Origin of the sequence: Klebsiella sp. BIGb0407, from assembly GCF_024807845.1 — a bacterium.
GTDB lineage: Bacteria > Pseudomonadota > Gammaproteobacteria > Enterobacterales > Enterobacteriaceae > JGM124.
Genome location: NZ_JANUEQ010000017.1, coordinates 1 through 21508, shown reverse-complemented (window position 1 = coordinate 21508; position 21508 = coordinate 1). Strand labels below are relative to the sequence as shown.

20 protein-coding genes and 1 riboswitch are annotated in these 21508 nt (G+C 49.6%); of the genes, 11 read left to right on the top strand and 9 right to left on the bottom strand.

Annotated elements, in window-relative coordinates:
* The first annotated feature begins 28 nt into the window (after positions 1-28).
* Positions 29-4252, top strand: coding sequence for a DNA-directed RNA polymerase subunit beta' (gene rpoC / locus M2387_RS25445; protein ID WP_259053655.1), 4224 nt, complete (start codon positions 29-31; stop codon positions 4250-4252).
* Between the two features lie 412 nt (positions 4253-4664).
* Positions 4665-5195 carry a VOC family protein gene (locus tag M2387_RS25440; protein ID WP_259053653.1) on the top strand — a complete coding sequence of 177 codons (531 nt, stop codon included), beginning with the start codon at positions 4665-4667 and terminating at the stop codon, positions 5193-5195.
* Between the two features lie 39 nt (positions 5196-5234).
* On the opposite strand, the gene thiH is transcribed toward M2387_RS25440, so the two are convergent.
* The 6 genes from thiH to rsd form a co-directional block, all read right to left on the bottom strand.
* A complete protein-coding gene (gene thiH / locus M2387_RS25435) occupies positions 5235-6374 on the bottom strand; it encodes a 2-iminoacetate synthase ThiH (protein ID WP_259053651.1) in 1140 nt (379 codons plus the stop codon).
* Positions 6371-7153: a thiazole synthase gene (gene thiG, locus M2387_RS25430; protein WP_259053649.1), complete on the bottom strand. Its 783-nt coding sequence runs from the start codon at positions 7151-7153 to the stop codon at positions 6371-6373. The genes thiH and thiG overlap by 4 nt, the downstream gene beginning before the upstream one ends.
* 1 nt (position 7154) lies before the next feature.
* On the bottom strand, positions 7155-7355 hold the full coding sequence (gene thiS, locus M2387_RS25425; RefSeq protein WP_259053646.1) for a sulfur carrier protein ThiS: 201 nt from the start codon (positions 7353-7355) through the stop codon (positions 7155-7157).
* A complete protein-coding gene (locus tag M2387_RS25420; RefSeq protein WP_259053643.1) occupies positions 7339-8097 on the bottom strand; it encodes a HesA/MoeB/ThiF family protein in 759 nt (252 codons plus the stop codon). Before M2387_RS25420 ends, thiS begins: the two co-directional genes overlap by 17 nt.
* The gene (gene thiE / locus M2387_RS25415; RefSeq protein ID WP_259053640.1) at positions 8090-8776 is read right to left on the bottom strand and encodes a thiamine phosphate synthase; all 687 of its coding nucleotides are present in this window, start codon (positions 8774-8776) and stop codon (positions 8090-8092) included. Before thiE ends, M2387_RS25420 begins: the two co-directional genes overlap by 8 nt.
* A gap of 91 nt (positions 8777-8867) precedes the next feature.
* Positions 8868-8978: riboswitch (TPP riboswitch) on the bottom strand.
* A gap of 82 nt (positions 8979-9060) precedes the next feature.
* Positions 9061-9531: a sigma D regulator gene (gene rsd, locus M2387_RS25410; RefSeq protein ID WP_259053637.1), complete on the bottom strand. Its 471-nt coding sequence runs from the start codon at positions 9529-9531 to the stop codon at positions 9061-9063.
* A 221-nt stretch (positions 9532-9752) separates the two neighbouring features.
* On the opposite strand from rsd, the gene nudC reads away from it, so the two are divergent.
* The 6 genes from nudC (at position 9753) to M2387_RS25380 (ending at position 14116) form a co-directional block, all read left to right on the top strand.
* Positions 9753-10529 (top strand): NAD(+) diphosphatase, encoded by a 777-nt coding sequence (gene nudC, locus M2387_RS25405; protein ID WP_259053635.1) that lies wholly within the window; start codon positions 9753-9755, stop codon positions 10527-10529.
* Positions 10530-10561: 32 nt separating this feature from the next.
* The gene (hemE, locus tag M2387_RS25400) at positions 10562-11626 is read left to right on the top strand and encodes a uroporphyrinogen decarboxylase (RefSeq protein WP_259053633.1); all 1065 of its coding nucleotides are present in this window, start codon (positions 10562-10564) and stop codon (positions 11624-11626) included.
* 16 nt (positions 11627-11642) lie between these two features.
* Positions 11643-12314, top strand: a complete 672-nt coding sequence (nfi, locus tag M2387_RS25395; RefSeq protein WP_259053631.1) for a deoxyribonuclease V — start codon at positions 11643-11645, stop codon at positions 12312-12314.
* Positions 12315-12357: 43 nt separating this feature from the next.
* Entirely contained in the window at positions 12358-12963 is a 606-nt protein-coding gene (locus M2387_RS25390) for a YjaG family protein (RefSeq protein WP_259053628.1), read from the top strand.
* Between the two features lie 170 nt (positions 12964-13133).
* Positions 13134-13406: a nucleoid-associated protein HU-alpha gene (hupA, locus tag M2387_RS25385; protein ID WP_259053626.1), complete on the top strand. Its 273-nt coding sequence runs from the start codon at positions 13134-13136 to the stop codon at positions 13404-13406.
* 14 nt (positions 13407-13420) lie between these two features.
* Complete coding sequence (locus M2387_RS25380; RefSeq protein WP_259053674.1) at positions 13421-14116, top strand: DUF1481 domain-containing protein; 696 nt, start codon at positions 13421-13423, stop codon at positions 14114-14116.
* Positions 14117-14142: 26 nt separating this feature from the next.
* Here M2387_RS25380 and M2387_RS25375 read toward each other — a convergent pair whose 3' ends face one another.
* On the bottom strand, positions 14143-15057 hold the full coding sequence (locus tag M2387_RS25375) for a LysR family transcriptional regulator (RefSeq protein ID WP_259053623.1): 915 nt from the start codon (positions 15055-15057) through the stop codon (positions 14143-14145).
* A gap of 145 nt (positions 15058-15202) precedes the next feature.
* On the opposite strand from M2387_RS25375, the gene M2387_RS25370 reads away from it, so the two are divergent.
* From M2387_RS25370 to M2387_RS25360, 3 genes are read left to right on the top strand one after another with little or no spacing between them, the layout of a single operon-like run.
* The gene (locus tag M2387_RS25370; protein WP_259053621.1) at positions 15203-16600 is read left to right on the top strand and encodes an amidohydrolase family protein; all 1398 of its coding nucleotides are present in this window, start codon (positions 15203-15205) and stop codon (positions 16598-16600) included.
* A 14-nt stretch (positions 16601-16614) separates the two neighbouring features.
* Positions 16615-17082 carry a DMT family transporter gene (locus M2387_RS25365; protein WP_259053619.1) on the top strand — a complete coding sequence of 156 codons (468 nt, stop codon included), beginning with the start codon at positions 16615-16617 and terminating at the stop codon, positions 17080-17082.
* A 50-nt stretch (positions 17083-17132) separates the two neighbouring features.
* The gene (locus M2387_RS25360) at positions 17133-18005 is read left to right on the top strand and encodes an SMP-30/gluconolactonase/LRE family protein (RefSeq protein ID WP_259053617.1); all 873 of its coding nucleotides are present in this window, start codon (positions 17133-17135) and stop codon (positions 18003-18005) included.
* A 72-nt stretch (positions 18006-18077) separates the two neighbouring features.
* Here the strand turns inward: M2387_RS25360 and purD are convergent, their stop codons facing one another.
* Positions 18078-19370 carry a phosphoribosylamine--glycine ligase gene (gene purD, locus M2387_RS25355; RefSeq protein ID WP_259053615.1) on the bottom strand — a complete coding sequence of 431 codons (1293 nt, stop codon included), beginning with the start codon at positions 19368-19370 and terminating at the stop codon, positions 18078-18080.
* 19 nt (positions 19371-19389) lie between these two features.
* On the bottom strand, positions 19390-20979 hold the full coding sequence (gene purH / locus M2387_RS25350; RefSeq protein ID WP_259053613.1) for a bifunctional phosphoribosylaminoimidazolecarboxamide formyltransferase/IMP cyclohydrolase: 1590 nt from the start codon (positions 20977-20979) through the stop codon (positions 19390-19392).
* Positions 20980-21508: the final 529 nt, after the last annotated feature.

The following is a 21508-nucleotide window of genomic DNA, read 5'->3' as shown; positions in this document are numbered from 1 at the left end:
GAGTGCTAACTCCGACGGGAGCAAATCCGTGAAAGACTTATTAAAGTTTCTAAAAGCGCAGACTAAAACTGAAGAGTTTGATGCGATCAAGATTGCGCTGGCTTCGCCAGACATGATCCGTTCATGGTCTTTCGGTGAAGTTAAAAAGCCGGAAACCATCAACTACCGTACGTTCAAACCTGAACGTGACGGTCTGTTCTGTGCTCGTATTTTTGGGCCAGTAAAAGACTATGAGTGCCTGTGCGGTAAGTACAAGCGCTTGAAGCACCGTGGTGTTATCTGTGAGAAGTGTGGCGTTGAAGTTACCCAGACTAAAGTGCGCCGTGAGCGTATGGGTCACATCGAGCTGGCTTCTCCAACTGCACACATTTGGTTCCTGAAGTCTCTGCCATCTCGTATCGGCTTGCTTCTGGATATGCCACTGCGTGACATCGAACGCGTACTGTACTTCGAATCATATGTTGTTATCGAAGGCGGCATGACTAACCTCGAGCGTCGTCAGATCCTGACTGAAGAGCAGTATCTGGATGCGCTGGAAGAGTTCGGTGACGAATTTGACGCGAAAATGGGTGCGGAAGCAATTCAGGCCCTGCTGAAAAGCATGGATCTTGAGCAAGAGTGTGAAACTCTGCGCGAAGAGCTGAATGAAACCAACTCAGAAACCAAACGTAAAAAGCTGACCAAGCGTATCAAACTGCTGGAAGCGTTCGTTCAATCTGGTAACAAACCAGAGTGGATGATCCTGACCGTTCTGCCGGTTCTGCCACCAGATTTGCGTCCATTGGTACCGCTGGACGGTGGTCGTTTCGCGACTTCAGATCTGAACGATCTTTATCGCCGCGTAATCAACCGTAACAACCGTTTGAAGCGTCTTCTGGACCTGGCTGCGCCTGATATCATCGTACGTAACGAAAAACGTATGCTGCAGGAAGCGGTTGATGCCCTGTTAGATAACGGTCGTCGCGGTCGTGCTATCACTGGTTCTAACAAGCGTCCTCTGAAATCTTTGGCCGATATGATCAAAGGTAAGCAGGGTCGTTTCCGTCAGAACCTGTTGGGTAAACGTGTTGACTACTCCGGTCGTTCTGTAATCACCGTAGGTCCATACCTGCGTCTGCATCAGTGCGGTCTGCCTAAGAAAATGGCACTGGAACTGTTCAAGCCGTTCATCTACGGTAAGCTGGAACTGCGTGGTCTTGCGACTACCATTAAAGCTGCCAAGAAAATGGTTGAGCGCGAAGAAGCCGTTGTCTGGGATATCCTGGATGAAGTTATTCGTGAACACCCGGTACTGCTGAACCGTGCACCAACCCTGCACCGTTTAGGTATTCAGGCATTTGAACCTGTTCTTATCGAAGGTAAAGCTATCCAGCTGCACCCACTGGTGTGTGCTGCGTATAACGCCGACTTCGATGGTGACCAGATGGCAGTTCACGTTCCACTGACGCTTGAAGCGCAGCTGGAAGCCCGTGCATTGATGATGTCGACCAACAACATCCTGTCACCAGCGAACGGCGAGCCTATCATCGTTCCTTCTCAGGACGTGGTCTTGGGTCTGTACTACATGACCCGTGACAAAATTAACGCTAAAGGCGAAGGCATGGTGTTGACTGGCCCGAAAGAGGCTGAGCGCATTTACCGTGCTGGTGTTGCCGAGCTTCATGCTCGCGTTAAGGTTCGTATCACTGAATATGAAAAGAATGAGCAAGGCGAATTCGTTGCGAATACTAGCCTTATCGACACCACGGTTGGCCGTGCCATCCTGTGGATGATCGTACCTAAGGGCCTGCCTTACTCTATCGTGAACCAGGCGCTGGGTAAAAAAGCTATCTCCAAAATGCTTAACACCTGTTATCGCATCTTGGGCCTGAAACCGACCGTTATCTTTGCTGACCAGACGATGTACACCGGCTTTGCTTATGCAGCGCGTTCAGGTGCTTCTGTTGGTATCGATGATATGGTGATCCCGGCTAAGAAAACTGAAATTATCTCTGAAGCTGAAGCCGAAGTTGCTGAAATTCAGGAACAGTTCCAGTCTGGTCTGGTAACCGCGGGCGAGCGTTACAACAAAGTTATCGATATCTGGGCCGCGGCGAATGACCGTGTATCCAAAGCGATGATGGATAACCTGCAAACTGAAACCGTGATTAACCGTCAGGGTGAAGAAGAGCAGCAGGTTTCGTTCAACAGCATCTACATGATGGCCGACTCCGGTGCGCGTGGTTCTGCAGCACAGATTCGTCAGCTGGCAGGTATGCGTGGTCTGATGGCGAAACCAGATGGTTCTATCATCGAAACGCCAATCACCGCGAACTTCCGTGAAGGTCTGAACGTACTCCAGTACTTCATCTCGACCCACGGTGCTCGTAAAGGTCTGGCGGATACCGCACTGAAAACAGCTAACTCCGGTTATCTGACGCGTCGTCTGGTTGACGTTGCGCAGGACTTGGTTGTTACTGAAGATGACTGTGGCACTCTGGAAGGTATCACCATGACTCCGGTTATCGAGGGTGGTGATGTTAAAGAACCGCTGCGCGATCGCGTTCTGGGTCGTGTAACGGCAGAAGATATTCTGAAGCCGGGTACTGCTGATATTCTGGTTCCACGTAACACCCTGCTGCATGAGCATTGGTGTGACCTGTTGGAAGCGAACTCTGTTGACAGCGTGAAAGTACGTTCTGTTGTAGGTTGTGAAACCGACTTCGGCGTATGTGCTCACTGCTATGGTCGCGACCTGGCTCGTGGTCATATCATCAACAAGGGTGAAGCTATCGGGGTTATCGCGGCACAGTCCATCGGTGAACCTGGTACTCAGCTGACGATGCGTACGTTCCACATCGGTGGTGCGGCATCTCGTGCGGCTGCTGAATCCAGCATTCAGGTGAAAAATAAAGGTAGCATCAAACTTCATAATGCGAAGTCTGTTGTTAACTCTGCCGGTAAGTTGGTGATTACCTCTCGTAACACTGAGCTGAAACTGATCGACGAATTCGGTCGTACCAAAGAAAGCTATAAAGTGCCTTACGGTGCCGTGATGGGCAAAGGTGATGGTGAGCAGGTCAGTTCCGGTGAAGTTGTCGCGAACTGGGATCCGCATACCATGCCAGTGGTTACCGAAGTAAGTGGTTTCATCCGCTTCACTGACATGATCGATGGTCAGACGATTACTCGTCAGACTGACGAATTAACCGGTCTGTCCTCACTGGTTGTTCTGGATTCTGCAGAGCGTACTGCTGGCGGTAAAGACTTGCGTCCGGCACTGAAAATTGTTGATGCCAAAGGTGGCGATGTTCTGATCCCTGGTACTGATATGCCAGCCCAGTACTTCCTGCCAGGTAAAACCATTGTTCAGCTGGAAGATGGTCTGCAGATCAGTGCGGGTGATACTCTTGCTCGTCTGCCACAAGAATCTGGCGGTACTCGCGATATTACCGGTGGTCTGCCACGCGTAGCGGATCTGTTCGAAGCACGTCGTCCGAAAGAACCGGCAATTCTGGCTGAAATCAGCGGTATCATTTCCTTCGGTAAAGAAACCAAAGGGAAACGTCGTCTGGTTATCTCCCCAATTGACGGAAGTGATGCATACGAAGAGATGATTCCGAAATGGCGTCAGCTGAACGTGTTCGAAGGTGAACGTGTAGAGCGCGGTGATGTTGTTTCTGATGGTCCTGAGTCTCCACACGACATCCTGCGTCTGCGTGGTGTGCATGCGGTAACTCGTTACATCACGAACGAAGTGCAGGACGTTTACCGTCTGCAAGGCGTTAAGATAAACGATAAACACATTGAAGTTATCGTGCGTCAGATGCTGCGTAAAGCAACCATCGTTAACGCAGGCAGCTCCGACTTCCTGGAAGGCGAGCAGGCTGAATACTCTCGTATCAAGATTGCGAACCGCGAAATTGATGCGAACGGTAAGATCAACGTGACCTTTGCACGTGACTTACTGGGTATCACCAAAGCGTCTCTGGCAACTGAGTCCTTCATCTCTGCAGCCTCGTTCCAGGAAACAACGCGTGTTCTGACCGAAGCTGCGGTAGCAGGTAAGCGTGATGAACTGCGCGGTCTGAAAGAGAACGTAATCGTGGGTCGTCTGATCCCAGCCGGTACTGGTTACGCTTATCATCAGGATCGTATGCGTCGTCGTGCTGCTGGCGAAGCGCCAGTCGTACCTCAGGTTAGTGCTGAAGAAGCAACTGCTAGCCTGGCAGAGTTGCTTAACGCAGGTAGTCTCGGCGGTAACAACGACTAGTCGCCAGCCATTTACCGCTCTTTCATGAGCGGTAAATAACAGCGAATGAATAACGCCCCGTAGGCTTATGCTTACGGGGCGTTTTTTTATCTGAAACTGTCAGGAAAGCGCTGCCTGATATATTGAATCATCGGGATACAGTCAGTAGTATGGTGACAGGCCTGTGCTGCCTGCCGCTCGCGTCCGTAAGGAAAGGTGAAAGCATCTATACCCGTCATACTTCAAGCTGCATCTGCGTTGGCTGCGCTCATTCACCCGAATCACTTACGCGCGTAAGCTCATCGGGATTCATTCTTTTGCCGCCTTGCTGCAGCTCGAATTATTTTGGGTATAATAATTGTCTCTACTTCCTCTCTTGATAACTGAGGTTTGGTAATGCGAGCTCCAGAAGGCCTCAATACCAGGAGAAGATATGTCGTCAGTTGAACAAGCCAAAAAAATGGCGAAGGTCTTACGCGCCTCGCTCGAATCTCGTCAAATCTCTGTTTCCCACGCTGCGGCACTGGAACTTGTTGCTCAGCAGTTAGGTTATAAAGACTGGAATACCGCCTCGGCGTTATTGCCCCAGCCAGAAGTATTCCCTGCCGTTGTGCTCGAAAAAGCGATACCCATCATACGAATGTTCGACGAGCATAAAGCGCGAGAGTTTTATCTCGACTTTCTTGGCTTTGAGGTTGAATTTGAACATCGTTTTGAACCTGGACTGCCGCTGTACTTAGGTATAAACCGCAGTGGTTTACAGCTTCACCTTTCTGAACATCATGGTGATGCTAGTCCGGGAGCGACTGTCTTTGTTCCGATGCAAAATATTGAGCAACTGCGGGATGAACTGCGGGCTAAACAATATAGCTACGGGCGACCGGATATTATAAAGCAGGACTGGGGGCAAGTTCTGGAAGTCTACGACCCCTTCGGTAACCGTATTCGTTTCTGCCAGTACTAATGAACATGACAGGCCGGTTTCTGGCCTGTCATGATATCGCTAATTACTTATCGTCTTACTCCTGCCGAGGAAGCTGTCCCAGTCTTTCCAAACCGGTTGCAGCCCTGCATTACGTAAAGCGCTGGCTACCTCCTGCGGTGTTCGTCCATCATGAGTTGCAAACTGTTCCAGTTCTGGACGATTTTCGGCATAGCCTCCGGGTTGGGTTTTCGAAAATGCGCTGACATTATTAATCGCCAGCGGCACGACATGATCACGGAACCATGGCGATTCACGCGTAGAAAGTGATAGTTCGACATCGGGTGCCAGTAAACGAAAGGCACAAATTACCTGCACCAGCTGTTGGTCACTCATCACTGAAGCAGGTTCCACGCCACCTGCACAGGGCCGTAGTCTGGGAAATGAAATTGAATAGCGACTTTTCCAGTAGGTTTTCTGCAACCAGAGTAAATGCTCCGCCACCATATAACAGTCAGTACGCCAGCTGTCGGATAAACCGATCAGCGCGCCGAGACCAATTTTATCAATTCCTGCACGTCCTAAACGGTCAGGTGTTTCCAGACGCCAGATAAAATCCTGCTTATTACCTCGCAGGTGGTGCTGAGCATAGACTGCGGGATGATAGGTTTCCTGATAAACCATAACCCCATCCAGGCCCAGCTGTCTGAGTTCAGCATATTCATGCTCATCCAGCGGCTGTACTTCCATATGCAATGAACTGAACTGACTACGGATAGCGGGTAGATGCTGACGAAAATAATCCATCCCGACTTTAGTTTGATGCTCACCGGTGACTAAGAGTAAGTGTTCAAAACCCATCGCTCGGATAGCAGCACACTCTTGTTCTATCTCTCTGGCATCAAGCGTTTTCCTTTTGATCTTATTGCTCATCGAAAAACCGCAATAGGTACAGTCATTGGCACAGAGATTTGAGAGATAAAGTGGGATATAAAAACTGACTGTATTGCCAAAACGCTGACGGGTCAGTTGTTGTGCCCGCTGCGCTAAAGGTTCCAGGTAGCCACTGGCAGCGGGGGATAACAGGGCCATCAGGTCATCCCGCGTGGGCTGTGAGGCATTGATAGCTCTTTCAATATCAGCGGTATTTTTACTGTTAATCCTCAGGGTAATATCGTCCCAGTCCAGCTGTCGCCAGTGGTCAGTGAAGCTGGTGCTCATACCGTTTCCTCTGGGTTAAAGCGCAGGAAATGCGTCAGTGGACTGGAGGCCTGGGCCTGCTGGTGGCGAGAACCGAGACCTGACCGGGCTGCCAATGCACCCGCTTCAACCGCGAGGCGAAATGCCTGCGCCATCTGTACCGGGTTATGAGCGACGGCAATGGCAGTATTAACCAGAACTGCCGCTGCACCCATTTCCAGCGCCTCAGAGGCGTGGCTGGGTGCGCCAATCCCGGCATCAACGACCACAGGAACACCTGCCTGTTCAATAATAATTTCCAGAAAAGCGCGCGTCTGAAGTCCCTGGTTTGAACCAATCGGCGCACCCAATGGCATCACTGCCGCACAGCCCACTTCCTCCAGGCGCTTACAGAGTACCGGGTCGGCACCGCAGTATGGCAAAACGACAAAACCTTGTTTCACCAGTACTTCAGCGGCTTTCAGTGTCTCTATCGGACAGGGCAGCAGATAGCGGGGATCCGGGTGAATTTCCAGTTTTAACCAGTGGGTACCGAGCGCTTCACGGGCAAGATGAGCCGCAAAAATAGCTTCCTCTGCGGTTTTAGCACCGGATGTATTAGGAAGCAACTGAACGCCTGCTTCCTGAAGTGGCCGCAAAATATCATCATTATGCTGGCGAAGATCGACACGCTTCATCGCCATGGTGACCAGTTGTGAGCCTGAGGCGCGAATTGCCTCAGCCATCACCTGACTTGAGGCAAATTTACCGGTGCCAGTGAACAGACGAGAAGAAAAAGTTTTATCAGCAATCTGTAGCATATTAGCCTCCGGCAATGGCCTGAAAGAGTAAAATCGCGTCACCATCATGCAATACGAAGCTCTCCCACTCAGGGCGAGGGATGATGGTCTGGTTTACCGCTAAAGCACAGCCTGGTTGTAACTTACCCAGTTCAGTCAGTAATGTGCTTAATAGCTGGGCATCGGGACACTGCAACGGTTCTTCGTTAAACAGGATTTGCATGACTTAATTCTCCGCATACCGGGCAGCTGGTGGATTTTTGCAGTTGGATCTTGTTCCAGCTATGATGCCTGGCATCAAACAGACGCAGAGTGCCCGTGGCAGTTTCCATACCGGTTAATAGCTTAATGGCCTCCAGAGCCTGTAAGGTCCCCATCACGCCAACTACCGGGCCAAGAACGCCCGCAGTACGACAGTTACGCTCGGGTTCATCCTCGTCCTGCCAGAGGCAGCGATAACAGCCCTGTTGCCAGGGCGGCGTTAACACCATTAGCTGGCCGTTAAATCCGACAGCACTGGCGGTAATCAGCGGGGTATTCGCTGTGACACAGGCCGCATTGATTGCCTGTCGCGTGGCCGTATTATCGCTACAGTCCAGCACGACATCGGCCTGACTGACCTGCTGAAACAGCGGTTCTCCCAGTAAACGCTGGTGCAGTGGCACGATATTGATATGGGAATTAAGACGCTGAAGGTGTTGTGCGGCCGCAGTCACTTTGGGTTGTTCGATATGCTCTTCTGTAAACAGGATCTGACGCTGTAAATTGCTGATATGCACTTGGTCATCATCGGCAATGACAAGGGTGCCGACTCCGGCTGCTGCCAGATACAGTGCTGCGGGCGATCCCAGCCCTCCTGAGCCCACTATCAGTACCCGGGAGTTGAGTAATCTCTGCTGGCCTTCGATAGCAATATCTTCCAGCAATAGCTGGCGGCTATAGCGCATAAAGTCGGCATCATTCATCGCCAGTTCCTGCCAGTTGTAATAACTGCTGTGTGGCTTTGCGCCAGTCTGCGGCCTGAGTAATGGCGCTGACTACCGCGATACTACCTACACCTGTTGCCAGAACTGCACCGGCACGCTCCAGGCTGATACCTCCAATGGCGACGGTAGAATAGTGGCCCAGGGTCTGGATATGTTCGGCTAATTTGATAAGACCCTGTGGTGAAGAGGGCATCTTTTTAGTTTGGGTGGGGAAAACATGGCCGAGGGCAATATAAGAAGGCTTCGCGCTTAACGCACGATCCATTTCCATATTGTCGTGAGTCGAGATCCCCAGTCGTAACCCCGCTTCTTTGATAGCAGCAAGATCAGCGCGATCCAAATCGTCCTGACCCAGATGAACACCATAGGCGTTATGTTTAATGGCCAGACGCCAGTAATCATTAATAAATAAGCGTGCGTTATAACGCTGGCCTAAAGCAATTGCCGCGACTATCTGAGATTCAACATCCAGGTCTGATTTATCTTTGATCCGTAATTGAATCGTGCGAACCCCGACACTCAACAGACGTTCAATCCATTCCACCGTATCAACGACCGGGTAGAGTCCCAGGCGCGGCGCTGTGGCAGGAAAAGTAGTGCCTTCGAGAGAGTGATTAGCGTGCGGTTCACCGCAACTGATTTTTTCTGATACAGACATAGCGCATTCCAGTATTAAGCGGATTGGCTTGTCAGGACAACGGAGGAGTAATGGATTGGAATAACCATAATTAATTTATGGGTATCGCCAGGACATAATTACTCTTGTTCCCTTCGCAGGTATTAACCTGATCAGGTTCCGCGGATCCCGAATTAACGGTCTCAGCCGGTGCATGACGCACTCGGCACTCCGACAAGAATGGTACCTGCCTTGCGGCAGGTGTTAAGTAACTTACTCGTTAATAACAAACAACTCAAGACAGATATTTGCTGCCCTGAGCGTGGTTATACTTCCACCGGTTTGTTATCGATAGCCCGTGTAATCAGTTTGTCTTCCAGTGAAAAATGCGTTTCCATGAGCTCACCGACTTGCGATAAGACCTGTTGAAATTCTGACCAACTATCAGCTTCAATGGCATTTTCCAAATGAGAATCATAGAGATCCATTATTTTTTGGGTGTTTTGTTCTAATTTTGAATAAATCTGCGTGATACCTGAAGATGGGTTTTCATCTTCCAGTTTACTCATAATACGATTATAAATGTTGAAATGGCCGGACGAGAGATAGTCCACTAAACTCTGGCAAAATGTATCCAGGGCCTTTTCATCGAGCGCGGTGTGCGATTCCTTGTTAGGCTTGATCCCGACCATGTTGTAATAGGCTACTAACAAATGCTTACGAGCCTGTAGCCACTGGTCGACTAACTCATTATTACCACCAACGCGCTCAGTCAGATTTTCTAACTGGTTAAGCATGATTGACTCCGTGAGTTAAATTATATACCCGTCATACTTCAAGTTGCTTGGTTGTTGCCGGCGTTCAGACAACCGAATTACATAGTTTATCTATGCTCATCGCTTGTCTCTACTTGGCGCCTGGAAGCAACTCGAGTTATTTTGGGTATACTTCGCTAGCTTATCGAAAACATTTTGAACAATTTGTTTATATCAGTGAAACCGGAGATGTGCATCAGTTCATGGAACGTATTATTACAAACTTAGATCATGGTTGGTGGATAATCAGTCATGAACAGAAAATATGGTTGCCAAAAGGTGAGTTACCCCATGCTTTTTCTGGAGCATTTCAGCTCGAAGGTGTTACAGGACGCCAGATCGGTGAATGGGAAGGGGAACCTGTATGGCTAGTTCGTCAGAATCGTCATCAGGAGATGGGATCGGTACGGCAAATTATGGATCAAGATACCGGACTCTTTCAGTTAGCCGGTCGTGGTGTCCAGTTAGCCGAGTTCTATCGATCGCATAAATTCTGTGGTTATTGTGGGCATGAAATGCACTCCAGTAAAAGCGAATGGGCGATGCTCTGCGGGCATTGTCGTGAACGCTACTATCCACAAATATCTCCCTGCATCATCGTAGCCATCCGCCGTGATGACCATATTTTACTGGCACAACATAATCGTCATCGGAATGGGGTTTATACCGTTCTGGCAGGTTTTGTCGAAGTCGGTGAAACGCTGGAACAGGCGGTTGCCCGTGAAGTGATGGAAGAGAGCAGTATTCGTATTAAAAATTTGCGCTACGTGACTTCCCAGCCCTGGCCTTTCCCGCAATCACTCATGACTGCCTTTATGGCCGACTACGACAGCGGTGATATTGTTATTGATCCCAAAGAATTAATTGACGCTGGCTGGTATCGCTATGATGAGCTGCCGTTACTCCCCCCACCGGGAACCGTCGCTCGCCGTCTGATTGAAGATACTGTTGCCCTGTGTCGCGCAGAGGATGAATGTTAGACTAGCGGGTAACAGCCAAAGGAAATGCAAATATGACTGAACTGAAAAACGATCGTTACTTGCGTGCGCTACAGCGTTTACCGGTAGATACCACCCCTGTATGGATGATGCGTCAGGCTGGCCGCTACTTGCCAGAATACAAGGCCACCCGCGCACAGGCTGGTGATTTTATGTCTCTGTGTAAAAATGCTGAGCTGGCTTGTGAAGTGACTTTACAGCCATTGCGCCGCTATGCGCTGGATGCTGCCATCCTGTTCTCTGATATTCTGACAATTCCTGATGCGATGGGACTCGGATTACATTTCGAAGTCGGCGAAGGACCGCGCTTTAGCCGCCCAATAACCAGTATGGCTGATGTTGAAAAATTACCGATCCCCGATCCGGAAGATGAACTCGGCTATGTGATGAACGCCGTACGGACCATTCGCACAGCACTGAAAGGTGAAGTGCCACTGATTGGTTTTTCAGGCAGTCCGTGGACTTTAGCAACCTATATGGTCGAAGGCGGCAGCAGCAAAGCCTTTACCCTGATTAAGAAAATGATGTATGCCGAACCTAAGGCTCTGCATCTGCTGCTGGATAAGCTGGCACAAAGCGTCATTCTTTATTTGAATGCACAGATCCGCGCTGGTGCTCAGTCAGTGATGATTTTTGATACCTGGGGCGGCGTTCTGACCGGTCGTGACTATCAGCAGTTCTCCCTGCACTACATGCATAAAATTGTTGATGGTCTGCAACGTGAAAACGAAGGACGTCGTGTACCGGTTACCCTGTTTACTAAGGGTGGCGGTCAATGGCTGGAAGCGATGGCTGAAACCGGATGTGATGCTCTGGGGCTGGACTGGACTATCGATATCCAGGAAGCGCGCCGTCGTGTCGGCCATAAAGTGGCATTACAGGGCAATATGGATCCTTCCATTCTTTATGCGCCGCCAGCGCGTATTGAAGAAGAGGTCTCGACCATTCTGGCTGGTTTCGGCCAGGGTGAAGGTCATGTCTTTAACCTGGGACATGGTATCCATCAGGATGTACCGCCAGAACATGCGGGTGCATTTGTGGAAGCAGTACACCGTTTATCAGTACCCTATCATCGCTAATTAAAGATAGCTGCCGATGGATTTAGCGAAACTAAAAGAACAACAGCTCTCTCTGGCTTCACAGGTTATCTGTGAAGACCAGTTTGGCCGCTCAACTCCGGCCTTGATAGCCGGGGCGGATGTTGGCTTTGAGCAGGGAGGTGAGGTCACGCGAGCGGCTATCGTGTTGCTTCGCTATCCCTCGCTGGAGTGCGTGGAGTACCAGATTGCGCGTATCAAGACTGTGATGCCCTATATTCCTGGTTTCTTGTCATTTCGTGAATTACCGGCATTACAGGCTGCCTGGGAGGCGCTCTCTCAGAAGCCGGATCTGGTCATGGTTGATGGCCAGGGTATTTCACATCCACGCCGCTTAGGTATCGCCAGTCATTTTGGCTTGCTGGTGGACGTTCCGACAATTGGTGTTGCTAAAAAACGGCTTTGTGGGCACTACCAGGATTTACCTGAAGAAGTGGGGTCTCAACAGCCGCTAATCGATAAAGGGGAGCAGCTGGGCTGGGTCTGGCGCAGTAAAAAACGCTGTAACCCTTTGTTTCTCTCTCCAGGCCATCGTGTGGGTCTCGATAGTGCTCTGTTATGGGTCCAGCGCTGTATGGCCGGTTATCGCCTGCCTGAGCCGACTCGCTGGGCGGATGGCATTGCCTCCTCACGCCCAACCTTTACGCGCTTGCAAGCAATTACCCGATGATTCAGGTAAACTTTCGTTAATTATTCGTCTCTGAGACCTCCCCATGTTACAGAACCCTATTCATTTACGTCTGGAGAAGCTTGAAAGCTGGCAGCATGTCACCTTTATGGCTTGTCTGTGTGAACGTATGTACCCCAATTATGCGGTGTTTTGCCAGCAGACTGGGTTTGGTGAACCGCAGGCCTATCGTCGTATCCTTGACCTCATCTGGGAAACGCTCACGGTTAAAGATGCCAAGGTGAATTTCGACAGCCAGCTTGAAAAACTGGAAGAAGCGATCCCTGTTGCCGATGATTATGATATCTACGGCGTCTACCCGGCGATTGATGCCTGTGTGGCACTCAGTGAATTGATTCATTCCCGACTTTCAGGCGAGACCCTGGAGCATGCTATCGAAGTGAGTAAAAGCTCTATCACTACCGTTGCGATGCTCGAGATGACACAAGCTGGTCGTGAAATGACCGATGAAGAGCTCAGAGAAAACCCAGCTGTAGCTGAGGAATGGGACCTTCAGTGGGAGATTTTCCGTCTGTTGTCTGCCTGTGAAGAACGGGATATTGATCTGATAAAAGGGCTGCGCGCAGACCTTCGTGAGTCAGGTATCAGTAATATTGGTATAGTTTTTAACCAACAAGATAGCAAAACATGAGATATGGCCTGATTTGACCCCTTATAACGCTTCCAATTAACCCCCCGTCTGGTCTACATTTGTGGGGCGAAAAAAAGTGGCTATCAGTGCGTGTATGCAGGAGAGTGCTTTTTGGCATTTTCATCGCACTCGATGCTTAGCAAGCGATAAACACATTGTAAGGATAACTTATGAACAAGACTCAACTGATTGACGTAATTGCTGACAAAGCTGACCTGTCTAAAGCACAGGCTAAAGCTGCGCTGGAATCCACCCTGGCTGCAATTACTGAGTCTCTGAAAGCAGGTGATGCTGTACAACTGGTTGGTTTCGGCACCTTCAAAGTGAACCACCGTGCTGAGCGTACAGGTCGCAACCCGCAGACGGGCAATGAAATCACAATCGCTGCTGCTAATGTGCCGGCATTTGTTTCTGGTAAAGCTCTGAAAGACGCAGTTAAGTAAGTTAACGCGTGGCAGTGAATCGTTATTGCAGAGGGGCGTTTACGCCCCTTTTGTCTGGCTGGCGACGGCTTACTGCGCTGGCTGGCGTTCTGCTGCTCAGTGCCTGTAGTAGTCAACAAAAACTCCCTCCTTTTACTGCTTCCGGCTATGTTGCCGATCAGGGCGCCGTTCGAATCTGGCGCAAAGAAAGCAGTGATGATGATACCCATATTCTTGCAGTCTTCAGCCCATGGCGTGAAGGGGCAACGACCGTCGGTGAATATCGCTGGCATAACGATCAGCTAACCTTCCTGGAACTGAATATCAGTGATAAAAATCCTGAGCAGGTAAAACTCCGTTTTGCCAGTAACGGTGAACTCAGTTTTATGCAGCGTGAAGTTAATGCACAGAAACAGCAACTCTCAGAAGATCAAATAGCGTTATATCACTATCGTGCAAGGCAGATTAAAGAAGTCAGTGAAGCTTTACGTGTAGGGCATGTTGTACTTCACCAGGGAAGCTGGAATGGCAACGATACCGTGACGACCTGTGAAGGTGCAGTGATGCCGGTAAAACTCGATAATGAGTCTTTACGCGTGATTGAACAACGACAGGGTCGTTCGGCGGTAGCCGTCAGTATTGCCTGGCTTGAAGCACCAGAGGGATCACAGTTATTGCTGGTGGCGAATGAGAATTTTTGTACCTGGCAGCCTAAAGCTGACGATTTCTAACTCCCGAGAACAACCACAGATACCCTTCAGGATAATAAATCGTTCGGTGAATGAGTACTGATTAGTTCACTTACCCAGTCAGCGAAAGCGCGTACTGCGGGTGAAAGAAAGCGCTGATGTGGGTAAAGTAACGTGATAGGTACAGGTAAAGGACGCCAGTCCATCAGTACCTCGGTTAATCTCCCCGTCCTCAGGTGTTCTGAAACGAGAATTTCTGCCAGCTGTATTAATCCGTGTCCCTCAAGCCCCATTTTTATATAGAGTTCTGTTTCATTGACGGCAACCCGGCTGTTAACTGAAATCATTTTTTTTTCACCCTGGTGGGTAAAACACATTTCTCCTGTCTGTCTGCTATTACCAGAAAAGTAATGGATAGTTCTATGTTGTGACAAATCTTCCAGTGTCAGTGGTATTCCATTTTTATGGAGATAGTCAGGTGAGGCGCATGTGACCCAGCGTAATTGACCTGGCGTGCGGGCAATAAGCGTTGAATCATTCAGACTGCCAGTACGAATAACACAGTCAACTCCCTCATGCAGCAAGTCTATCTGGCGATCGCTGACACCAATCATCAGATAGATATCAGGATAGCGTCTGTAAAAGTCTTTCAGATTGGGCACTATCACGGAATGCGCGATACCACTCGGCATATCAACTCTCAGACGACCCTGTGGTTTTTCCCGCAATTCAACCAGACTGGACTCGGTATATTCAATCAGGTTAAGTATCTCGTGGCACTGAGCCAGATATTGCTCTCCCTCAGGTGTCAGGCTAATCCGCCTTGTTGTTCTGTTTAACAGGCGTACCCGTAGATACCTTTCAAGATTTTTAATCGTACTGGTCACAGTTGAAGCAGGTAAAGAAAGGGTCTGTGCTGCGTTGATAAAACTTCCGGTTTCCGCTACGCGAATAAAAACCTGCATTGCTTTAATACGATCCATTTTATTCTCGCTGCTTCGCCATGCTGATGAGCTACTTTACTGACATTATTCGTTATTACTGAATAATAAAACCAGTTTATACGTCTTTTTCATTAGAACCGGTTACCGTACATTTTCGTCATGAGATTGCGAAGGCTGGCTGAACATGACTGATTATACGAGAAACATCATAAACTCCCGCGAAGTACCCCACTCCCGAACACTCATCCGGGGGGCCACAATTCTGAGTATGGATAGCGATACCGGTAACCTGGTGCGTGGAGATATTCTTATTGACGGAGCCACCATTACGGCGATAGGTGAAAATCTGGTCGCAGAGGACGCCGGAATTATCGATGCAACAAATATGATTGCGATGCCGGGTATGATCGATACCCATCGTCATTCATGGGAAGGTCAGTTGCGCCGAATTAACCCTAATGCGAAGACACTTGAGGACTACTGCAACGCAACCCACTACTCATTTGCTAAGTACTATCGTCCGGCTGATATCTATATCGGTAACTTGATTACGGCTCTGGGCTGCATCGATGCCGGGATCACTACCGTTATTGATAATTCTCATAACAGCCGGACAAGCGAACATTCAGATGCCGCAGTTGAGGCACTTCTTGATGCGGGTATCCGTGCTATCCATGCATCAGGTGCACCTGTCTCAGGTGAATGGGATCGGGCGCACTGGCCTGGTAATCTTGAGCGTCTACAGGAAAAGTATTTTGAACGGGATGCTTCCGGCCTCGTCACTCTGGCTGTCATGGCACAGCTTGAACCAGAGCTGTGGGCAGAAGCTCGCAGACTTGGTCTACCAATTATTACTGAGTTCTTTGGCGGGGAAATGGCGTTACAGCTTGAAAGCCTGCATCAGAAAGGGCTTTTGAGGGGGGATAATATCTTCAATCACTGTACTGCCTTACCAGATGAAGGATGGAAAATCCTGCGTGAGGCGGGAGTGCGGGTCAACGTCTGTCCAAGGTCTGACGCTCACTATGGTATCGAAGACGGTATGTTCGCCATGCACTCCGCCCTACGTCACGGTATTTATCCCGGGCTGAGCGTTGACAATGAGACATCTTACAGTGGTGATATGTTTATGGAGATGCGGGTAGCCTTTTACCTGCAGCGTGTGATGGGGATGCACCAGAAGGCATGCTGTGGTTCAGAGCACCCGCCGATGGCGCTGCAAACTCATGACCTGCTCAGAGCTGCGACGGTTGATGGAGCTGCTTGCGCCGGTCTGCAGGATAAAGTCGGTAGTCTGGTAGTCGGTAAACAGGCCGATCTTATTCTTATTCGCACTGATGATATTAACCTTTATCCCTCTGGTAATGCTTTCGGGACGGTGGTTCACGCAACAGAACGCAGCAATATTGATACCGTGATGATTGGCGGGCGTATCGTCAAGCGTGATGGCAAGGTACTGGGCGTGGATAGTGAACGGCTCCGTGCCGCTATTGATGAATCCCGACAACACCTTTTTACCTCTGCTGGCTATAAACCTGACATTTTTTCTGAAGAATTTCTCCCGCTTGAGCAGGCTCGATAAAAGGTTCTAACCAAATGAGTGTTGCGTATTACCTGATGGCCTTCGCTGCGGGGCTGGGTATCACCTTACAAACCACACTTAACGGTCAATTGGCGAAAGGCGTTGGCGGCGATTCTGTCGCTGCTGCTCTATTTTCCTTTGCCGTCGGTGCGTTGTGCCTGGGTATTTTTTCACTGATGCGGGGAGGCATTGCCGCCTCACTGATTGCTATTCCTGCTCAGCCACTGTGGAGCTTAATGGGCGGCCTGCTGGGAGCCAGTGCGCTGCTTTGTTATGTCGTACTGGCTCCCAGGATTGGCTTATCTGTTTTACTGGGCCTGGCGATTGCCGGACAACTCATCTCTTCCTTATGCATTGATCACTTCGGTCTGATGGGCGCGACTGAACGCCCAGTTTCTATGATTAAGATTTGTGGCTCGCTAGTCATGCTTGCAGGTATGGCTATCGCACTATTCGGCGATCGCTGGTCTGAACTGGGCTAAAGCAACACCTGTTAATTTCTGAATCCACGCTAATTAATCGAGATAATCTCATGTTTAAAACCGTAACTGATATCGTAAATACTCTTGGTGAGTGTCCCATTTGGTGTGGAAAAACAGGCCGCTTATTCTGGGCTGATATTATGGGCCATGAATTGCTGGCTCATCATCAGGAAACTGGAATTATTCGTCGCTGGTCTCTGCCAGAGCCGCTGGGTTCGTTCGCTCTCACTGAGAATGAAAACATATTGCTGCTGGGACTTGCATCCCGGCTTGGATATTTTGATTTAACCAGCGGTATATTTTCCGACGTTGCAGCATCGCCAGGTGTACCGGGAACGCGAATAAATGATGGCCGCTGCGATCGTTCGGGCAATTTTGTATTTAGTACCATGTATGCAGGTGAAGCTGCGCAGGTTATTGGTCAGTTTCATCGGCTCAATGCGACAACGCTTGAAGTAGAAACGCTGGCACTTCCGAAGGTAGCGATACCTAATAGTATTTGTTTCAGCCCTGACGGCGGTACTCTGTACTACAGTGATTCGATTCAAGGATGCATTTTTTGCTGTGACTATCCTTCACTCAGTAATCAGCGTGTATTTACGCAAGTATCAGGGCCGGGAGCGCCAGATGGATCCTGTGTTGATGCTCTTGGCTATCTCTGGAATGCAGAATGGGGTGGTAGCAGAGTTGTGCGTTACCGGCCTGACGGAATGGTGGACAGAGTGCTTTCATCACCTTGTATTCAGACAACCTGCCCGGTACTTGCGGGAGTAGGATTGAGTACTTTGTACTGCACAAGCGCACGCGTAGGTCTGACAGAAGCTTCAGATAATGATGGCGTCGTGATCAGGGCTGAAACCGCAGTTCCTGAAGGGCTTCCGGAAAGTCTTTTTTTAGGTATGCGATATAAAGGAAGAGCATGAATTCCCATAAACGCCCCGACCACTGACGTCTATGGGTAATAAGGTGGCATAAATTAGCCACCCGAAAGTATATTACTTAGCGTTTTCACGCTCGATGGCACGATAACCGATATCGGTACGATAGAAGCTGCCGTCCCAATGAATATCCTTCATCAGTTCCAGAGCACGTGCCTGGGCAATCGCTACGGTTTCACCCAGCGCGGTTGAACATAAAACTCGACCACCGTTAGTGACAACCTGATTCTCATTATTCAGCTGAGTTCCGGCATGGAACACTTTAGCTTCTGTGGAATCCGCTTCGGGTAAACCGCTAATCACATCTCCGGTACGGTAATCCGCCGGATAACCGCCCGCGGCGATAACCACTCCCAGCGCAGGACGTGGATCCCAGCGTGAAGTTTTGCTATCAAGAGTACCGTCACAACCGGCCAGACACAGTTCAATCAGATCCGACTCTAAACGCATCATGATTGGCTGAGTTTCTGGATCGCCAAAGCGACAGTTAAATTCGATAACCTTAGGGTTACCTTCTTTATCGATCATTAAGCCTGCGTACAGGAAGCCGGTATAAACATGGCCTTCTGCCGCCATGCCGCGAACGGTTGGCCAGATAATACGATCCATAGTGCGCTGGTGGACTTCATCAGTCACGACTGGAGCCGGAGAATAAGCGCCCATACCACCGGTATTCGGGCCCGTATCGCCATTACCTACGCGCTTATGGTCCTGGCTGGTAGCCATCGGCAGAACGTTTTCCCCGTCAACCATCACAATAAAGCTAGCTTCTTCGCCGTCGAGGAACTCTTCAATCACAATCCGGTGGCCTGCATCACCGAATGCATTACCTGCCAGCATATCCTGAACCGCATCTTCAGCTTCAGCCAGAGTCATCGCGACGATAACGCCTTTACCTGCAGCAAGACCGTCAGCTTTGATAACAATAGGCGCGCCTTTTTCACGTAAGTACGCCAGAGCAGGTTCGACTTCGGTAAAGTTCTGATATTCACCGGTCGGAATATTGTGGCGCGCCAGGAAGTCTTTGGTAAAGGCTTTAGAGCCTTCCAGTTGAGCAGCACCTTGAGTAGGTCCAAAAATTTTCAGGCCTGCGGCGCGGAAAGTATCGACGATACCCGCTACTAATGGCGCTTCCGGGCCGACAATAGTCAGATCAATGTTTTCGCTCTGGGCGAAGTTCAGCAACGCTTGTATATCAAGAACACCGATTGCGACATTTTGCAGGGCAGGCTCGAGAGCGGTTCCGGCATTGCCTGGTGCGACAAATACCTGACTGACCAGTGGAGACTGGGCTGCTTTCCAGCCCAGCGCGTGCTCACGTCCACCATTACCAATAATTAAAACTTTCATCAGGTTAATACTCCCGGGATTAATGGCGGAAATGGCGCATATCGGTGAAGATCATCGCGAGACCATGTTCGTCTGCGGCAGCAATCACTTCATCATCACGAATAGAACCGCCGGGCTGGATAACGCAGCTCACACCCACAGCTGCGGCAGCATCAATACCATCGCGGAACGGGAAGAAGGCATCAGAAGCCATCGCAGAACCTTTAACTTCGAGTCCTTCATCAGCGGCTTTAATACCCGCGATTTTAGCTGAGTAGACGCGGCTCATTTGGCCTGCACCTATGCCGATAGTCATATTATCGCGCGCATAAACAATGGCGTTCGATTTTACAAACTTCGCGACTTTCCAGCAGAACAAAGCATCACGCAGTTCTTGTTCAGTTGGCTGACGCTTGCTAACAACACGCAGGTCCGCAGCAGTAACCATACCTAAATCACGGTCCTGAACCAGCAGACCACCGTTAACACGTTTAAAGTCCAGTCCGCCAACAGGAGCCTGCCACTGGCCGCAAATCAATACGCGAACGTTTTGTTTGCTACTTGTTATCTTCAGAGCTTCTTCACTGGCTGAAGGAGCAATAATCACTTCCACAAACTGGCGGGAAACAATCGCCTGAGCGGTTTCGGCATCCAGCTCGCGGTTAAAGGCAATAATGCCGCCAAAGGCTGAGGTTGGGTCAGTCTTATAGGCACTGTCGTAGGCTTCAAGAATTGAGCTACTCACGGCAACGCCACAAGGGTTTGCGTGTTTAACGATAACGCAGGCTGGCTCCTGGAAAGCTTTAACACATTCCAGAGCGGCATCGGTATCAGCGATATTATTATAAGAAAGCGCTTTGCCTTGTACCTGGGTGGCAGTGGCAACAGAGGCTTCTTTAATTTCTTCTTCTATATAGAAGGCAGCTTGCTGGTGGCTGTTTTCACCATAGCGCATATCCTGCTTCTTAATGAAGTTCAGATTCAGGGTCCGCGGGAAACGACCTGCAGGTTCTTTTGTTTCACCAAGGTACGCCGGAACCAGACGACCAAAGTAGTTGGCAATCATGCTGTCGTAAGCTGCGGTATGCTCGAAAGCTTTAATCGCCAGATCAAAGCGAGTTTCCAGAGTCAAAGAACCTTCATTAGCATCCAGCTCGGTAATAATGTCCTGGTAGTCACTGCTTTTTACTACGATGGCGACATCTTTATGGTTCTTGGCCGCAGAGCGCACCATAGTTGGACCACCGATATCAATATTTTCAACCGCGTCCTCTAAAGAGCAGCCTTCACGTGCGACAGTCTGGGCAAAAGGATAAAGGTTAACAACCACCATATCGATAGGAGAGATGTCATGCTCATTCATAATGGCATCATCCTGACCGCGGCGGCCGAGGATCCCACCATGTACTTTCGGGTGTAGCGTTTTGACGCGTCCATCCATCATCTCTGGAAAACCAGTATAGTCAGAGACTTCGGTCACCGGCAGGTTTGCATCAGCCAGCAGACGAGCGGTACCACCGGTTGATAGCAGTACGACTCCACGCTGGGAGAGTGCCTGGGCGAATTCGACGATACCGGTTTTGTCAGAAACACTGAGCAAAGCACGGCGTACAGGACGGCGTTGTTGCATGGTTTGATCCTTTAGCTTTGGTTCGCATATAGAAGAGCGTTAGCTTAATACTGGTTTTTATTGGATTTCTGGCTCTGACAAACATGTTGCAGCGACAGAACGGACCAGAATTCAGCTAACGCCCCCGAACGGGGGCATCTTTTTAACGTCGAACATTGTAGCGAAAACGTTTGCGTCACGCTCGCGAATTTTCGACCGTTATCATAAATGTGGATAAGTTTGTGTGTAAGTGGGTATAAAGCGGGGTTTTGCTGTGGAATGCAGCAGTCAGTCATTTTTCTGTCATTTAGGTATTGCAGTACCGGGAGAACTCCCTATAATGCGCCTCCATCGACACGGAACATGTGAACAACTTCACAATGTAACGTAAAGATAAGAGAAAAGATTCTGAAATAAAGGATTGACTCTTAAAGAGGAAAGCGTAATATACGCCACCTCGAGTTAGCAAGCTAAGGCAAGCAACTCAACGCTCTTTAACAATTTATCAGACAATCTGTGTGGGCACTCGCAAGATTGATATCTAAAGTAC

Coding starts and splice junctions, on each gene's coding strand:
- M2387_RS25440 (WP_259053653.1), top strand. CDS start 4,665: ATGTCGTCAGTTGAACAAGCCAAAAAAATGGCGAAGGTCTTACGCGCC.
- thiH (WP_259053651.1), bottom strand. CDS start 6,374: ATGAGCACCAGCTTCACTGACCACTGGCGACAGCTGGACTGGGACGAT.
- thiG (WP_259053649.1), bottom strand. CDS start 7,153: ATGCTACAGATTGCTGATAAAACTTTTTCTTCTCGTCTGTTCACTGGC.
- thiS (WP_259053646.1), bottom strand. CDS start 7,355: ATGCAAATCCTGTTTAACGAAGAACCGTTGCAGTGTCCCGATGCCCAG.
- M2387_RS25420 (WP_259053643.1), bottom strand. CDS start 8,097: ATGAATGATGCCGACTTTATGCGCTATAGCCGCCAGCTATTGCTGGAA.
- thiE (WP_259053640.1), bottom strand. CDS start 8,776: ATGTCTGTATCAGAAAAAATCAGTTGCGGTGAACCGCACGCTAATCAC.
- rsd (WP_259053637.1), bottom strand. CDS start 9,531: ATGCTTAACCAGTTAGAAAATCTGACTGAGCGCGTTGGTGGTAATAAT.
- nudC (WP_259053635.1), top strand. CDS start 9,753: ATGGAACGTATTATTACAAACTTAGATCATGGTTGGTGGATAATCAGT.
- hemE (WP_259053633.1), top strand. CDS start 10,562: ATGACTGAACTGAAAAACGATCGTTACTTGCGTGCGCTACAGCGTTTA.
- nfi (WP_259053631.1), top strand. CDS start 11,643: ATGGATTTAGCGAAACTAAAAGAACAACAGCTCTCTCTGGCTTCACAG.
- M2387_RS25390 (WP_259053628.1), top strand. CDS start 12,358: ATGTTACAGAACCCTATTCATTTACGTCTGGAGAAGCTTGAAAGCTGG.
- hupA (WP_259053626.1), top strand. CDS start 13,134: ATGAACAAGACTCAACTGATTGACGTAATTGCTGACAAAGCTGACCTG.
- M2387_RS25375 (WP_259053623.1), bottom strand. CDS start 15,057: ATGGATCGTATTAAAGCAATGCAGGTTTTTATTCGCGTAGCGGAAACC.
- M2387_RS25370 (WP_259053621.1), top strand. CDS start 15,203: ATGACTGATTATACGAGAAACATCATAAACTCCCGCGAAGTACCCCAC.
- M2387_RS25365 (WP_259053619.1), top strand. CDS start 16,615: ATGAGTGTTGCGTATTACCTGATGGCCTTCGCTGCGGGGCTGGGTATC.
- M2387_RS25360 (WP_259053617.1), top strand. CDS start 17,133: ATGTTTAAAACCGTAACTGATATCGTAAATACTCTTGGTGAGTGTCCC.
- purD (WP_259053615.1), bottom strand. CDS start 19,370: ATGAAAGTTTTAATTATTGGTAATGGTGGACGTGAGCACGCGCTGGGC.
- purH (WP_259053613.1), bottom strand. CDS start 20,979: ATGCAACAACGCCGTCCTGTACGCCGTGCTTTGCTCAGTGTTTCTGAC.